This window comes from Desulfobacula sp. (genome assembly GCF_021107415.1).
This window is the reverse complement of record NZ_JAIOSW010000033.1, coordinates 1-3,421: the sequence shown is the minus strand read 5'-3', so window position 1 is coordinate 3,421 and position 3,421 is coordinate 1. Positions and strand designations below refer to the sequence as shown.

The 3,421-nt window shown below is 37.4% G+C and carries 3 protein-coding genes and 1 tRNA gene; all 4 read right to left on the bottom strand.

Annotation, left to right across the window (positions count from 1 at the left end; all coding sequences use genetic code 11):
• Window positions 1-215 precede the first annotated feature (215 nt).
• Window positions 216-1,319, bottom strand: a complete 1,104-nt coding sequence (locus tag K8S13_RS01845) for a hypothetical protein (RefSeq protein WP_291459991.1) — start codon at window positions 1,317-1,319, stop codon at window positions 216-218.
• 24 nt (window positions 1,320-1,343) lie between these two features.
• Complete coding sequence (locus K8S13_RS01840; protein WP_291459990.1) at window positions 1,344-1,955, bottom strand: hypothetical protein; 612 nt, start codon at window positions 1,953-1,955, stop codon at window positions 1,344-1,346.
• A 204-nt stretch (window positions 1,956-2,159) separates the two neighbouring features.
• Window positions 2,160-2,699, bottom strand: a complete 540-nt coding sequence (locus K8S13_RS01835; protein WP_291459988.1) for a DUF4823 domain-containing protein — start codon at window positions 2,697-2,699, stop codon at window positions 2,160-2,162.
• 633 nt (window positions 2,700-3,332) lie between these two features.
• A tRNA-Lys gene (locus K8S13_RS01830) sits at window positions 3,333-3,409 on the bottom strand.
• Window positions 3,410-3,421 lie beyond the last annotated feature (12 nt).

Below are 3,421 nucleotides of genomic sequence, written 5' to 3'. Positions count from 1 at the left end.
TATAGCAATATTTTAAGATAGATTAAAAGCTGACATAATTATCAGAAAGCACAACTTTAGCAGTGAGAATTGGTATTGATGATATCACAGGTTTTGATGGCCCTTAATTTTAGCAGGTACGTTGGAGATATTTAAAATAGACATTCAAGAAAATTCCCCAAGTTATTCTATTAAATCTAAGGTGTAAAATCTATATACTTTTTTGGGAAAAATTATTATTTTTTATATCTTACAATGACTTTATGTATCTGAAAATCATCATAATTATTTTTATCTCCTCTAACTCCAGCAATTATTTTAATTTTATTGGATCCCTTTTTCACAATATGCTTATCTACTTCTATTGTTATTTGCTCAATTTTAGAATTGTCTTTTCTTCCTAAAATATGTTTATTGAGAATACTTACCTTAGAATCGTTAATTACCAATTTGGTTTTATAATATCCTCTTAAAAATTGCTCATGACTTTTTGGCACCATATCTGATACCCAAATTGTTACAAAAATGGTCGATGGATTAAAATCGGCAATATTAAATTTGCCTTCGAATACTTTACCTTGCGGCTTTGGATTTTTAAATCTTTTAACGATGTTGTCGCCCATATGATAGCTATGGTCTAATAGATTTATAGTTGTGAAATCCACATCTTTTTTTGAACGTTCAATTTGAGCTTGTGGTATGGGCGCTACAGCCAAGGCTGTCTTTGAATTGTTAGATGAAGCTAATATTTTCGAAAATTTTTGTATTTCTATCGACGATGACATTTCCTTTGCGCTTTTATATATCATATCATCAATCGCTAACAAAGCCCGCTCCTCTTGACGTATTGCCTCTGAACCTGCGGTACCCATTTCCATTACACCAGTACCACTTACCGTTTGTATCCAAATCACTCTCCCAAGTGGTTCTTTAAGTGTCCATTTTTGCGAAATGGAAATCTTTGATTCTGTTCCTGTCCACATCTTAATTTCATGGTCAAATGAAAGGATCTCGGCAATCAAAACAGCATCAATATTTGACTCACTACCTGGTGATGCTTGGTCATCGACCAAATGAAACATCTGGTCAGCAAGAATAGTTGAGTAACTAGTAAGTTCTGGACCATACAGTATCCCCCACGACCCTCCTTCCCACTTCGCAGCCATATAGGCATCACTCAATTCGAGACGAATCCTTATCGGGTATTTTTTTAACGTTTCATGCATATCATCTGTGAATTTCAGCTCAACACCCCTGTGTGAAACGCAGCCTCCAATAATTACAAAAATAACCAAAAAACCAATAATTTTAGCTGAATGCATAAGTCTAACACCCTTCATAATTTCCCCCTTCCTATTTCAACACTAAAATATGAGTTTCACTTTTTCATCACCAGATATGCTTTTAATAGTTGCCTTTAAGTTCCAGTCTTTTGGAATAACCCCTTTCTCTGGCAACGAAAAGTAAACAAAGCCGCTAACATTTTTTCCGGGTGAAACTGTGGTTGGTTTTAGTCGGTTCTGGTTGAAAGCGGAGTTAATAACCATTGCATCGGTAAACAATTTGTTGCCATAAAGCATCAATGCTGGAGAAACATACGCTCCGACCATAGCAGCATCCGCCCCAGCAGATGAATCAATAATTTCTTTAGATTCACTAGTGCTCTCAATATCTGTTTTAAGCTTTAGTGAAAAAGTACTTTCATCGACAAGTATACTTGTGTTATCCGTTCCGTTCACGATTCGAACACAAAATGGAAATATTCCATTTGAAATCAAATCGGTACCAAAGTACTTTTTAATAGTATTCTGGTCACTAAATGGCTCAACGAAAACCTTAATCCCTCTTGATTCCTGATGCATTGAAAAGTGTGTCGCCTCATACGGTGGCAGAGACTTCATTGTTGCACACCCTGCCAATACTGATAGTACCCCCGCGAAACCTAATTTGCAGACAGTTAATATCTTAACCTTCATATCAATGACTCCTAATAATGAATTTTATTGATTCCGAGGTGCCTCCCTCACTCAGATTATCGAAGCAATACCCTTGTATAATATACCAATCAAACCGGGCTTCTTGAATAATAGATTGAATCTGACCTGCCAGTGTCAGTCGGTGATGATTTTGACGCCCGATCATTGGCAGGTCAGTTCAATTCTTAAGGATTAGATACGGTTCTATCGATAAAGTGATGAGACATAGTTGTTAATGGGCTCAAGTAGCAGATCCTGTGGATGGTAACCACCAAATGTTGCCCATGCGCTTTTCCCCTTAATTATTATTGACTGCATTTTAATTTTTTTTGGAACGTTGAACAAGGAAAGCTTTATCGCTATTTGATCCAGTTTACCCGACCATTCCGTGGCCCTGTCTTGCCAATACAAAATATCTGGGAAAACCAAATAATCATAATTCGCAGTTTTTGCTTCTTCCAAACATGACTGTAGTTCACCACAGTCTTTGGATACGAAAATCCTATTTGTGTAACGAACAAAGGCAGCCTTTACTGTTTGTGCAGTCATTTGGCCAGACTTTTGATATTCCGTTGAACCATCTTCCCCGTTGGCTGGTGTTACAACAAACACACTTTTGTTGTTTTCAAGTTTTACTGCAGTATCACCGCTTCGCAAGTTTAACTGTTTGTAGATTGGCGTTGCTGCGCAGCCTGTTATAAATAGGGCTACAGTGCACATGGCAATAAATAGAGCTCTTTTCATTGCTCCCCTCCTTTGTATATGTTTGCATTTAACGCGTTACGGGACACCTGCAAATATGGGTATGAGCCCAGTAGGGATCATACCCAAACTTAGTCAGGTGAATTTGCCGCTGTACGTCCGGCATAAACGTGAACTAATGGGGTGTAAGTCTACTATACGTAAACCTTGTAAATAACTTATTTTTTGTTAACATAAATAATAACCGAAGGCAAGAGAGTTTCCGTGAAATCGGTGTCAAATTTTTGCGGGCTGTTGCCCAAAGATATGTTTAGTCCAATATAAAAACCCTATCCCTCAGGTCAGGTGGAATAGGAAAATCAGAACTATATAAAGGGTATACCCAGCTTGATGAGATTCAATCAATTAAAATCGCGAAAACAGGCAGGTGGTGATATATTGAGATTTTCTCAGTACAGAAAAGAACTGTGATACTTAACGATTCAGATGAAAATTTGGTGCTTTTCCAGGCTGGTGCTTTCTATCAAATACCTCAGCTTTGCAGAATGTTGTAATATCAGATTGATGTATATAAACTATTTGCTTGAAATGATCAAAAGATTTTGGGAATTTGGTTTGTAGTGATTATTTCTTTCTGGCGTGGCGTTTCCTGAGCTTTTTACGGAAAAAAATTTATGGTGGGCCGTGAAGGAATCGAACCTTCAACCTACTGATTAAGAGTCAGGTGCTCTGCCTAGTTGAGCTAACGGCCCGGTGAGGTATGT

Excerpts from the sequence above, each read along its gene's own strand:
- K8S13_RS01845 (WP_291459991.1), bottom strand. The coding sequence starts at position 1,319 with ATGAAGGGTGTTAGACTTATGCATTCAGCTAAAATTATTGGTTTTTTG.
- K8S13_RS01840 (WP_291459990.1), bottom strand. The coding sequence starts at position 1,955 with ATGAAGGTTAAGATATTAACTGTCTGCAAATTAGGTTTCGCGGGGGTA.
- K8S13_RS01835 (WP_291459988.1), bottom strand. The coding sequence starts at position 2,699 with ATGAAAAGAGCTCTATTTATTGCCATGTGCACTGTAGCCCTATTTATA.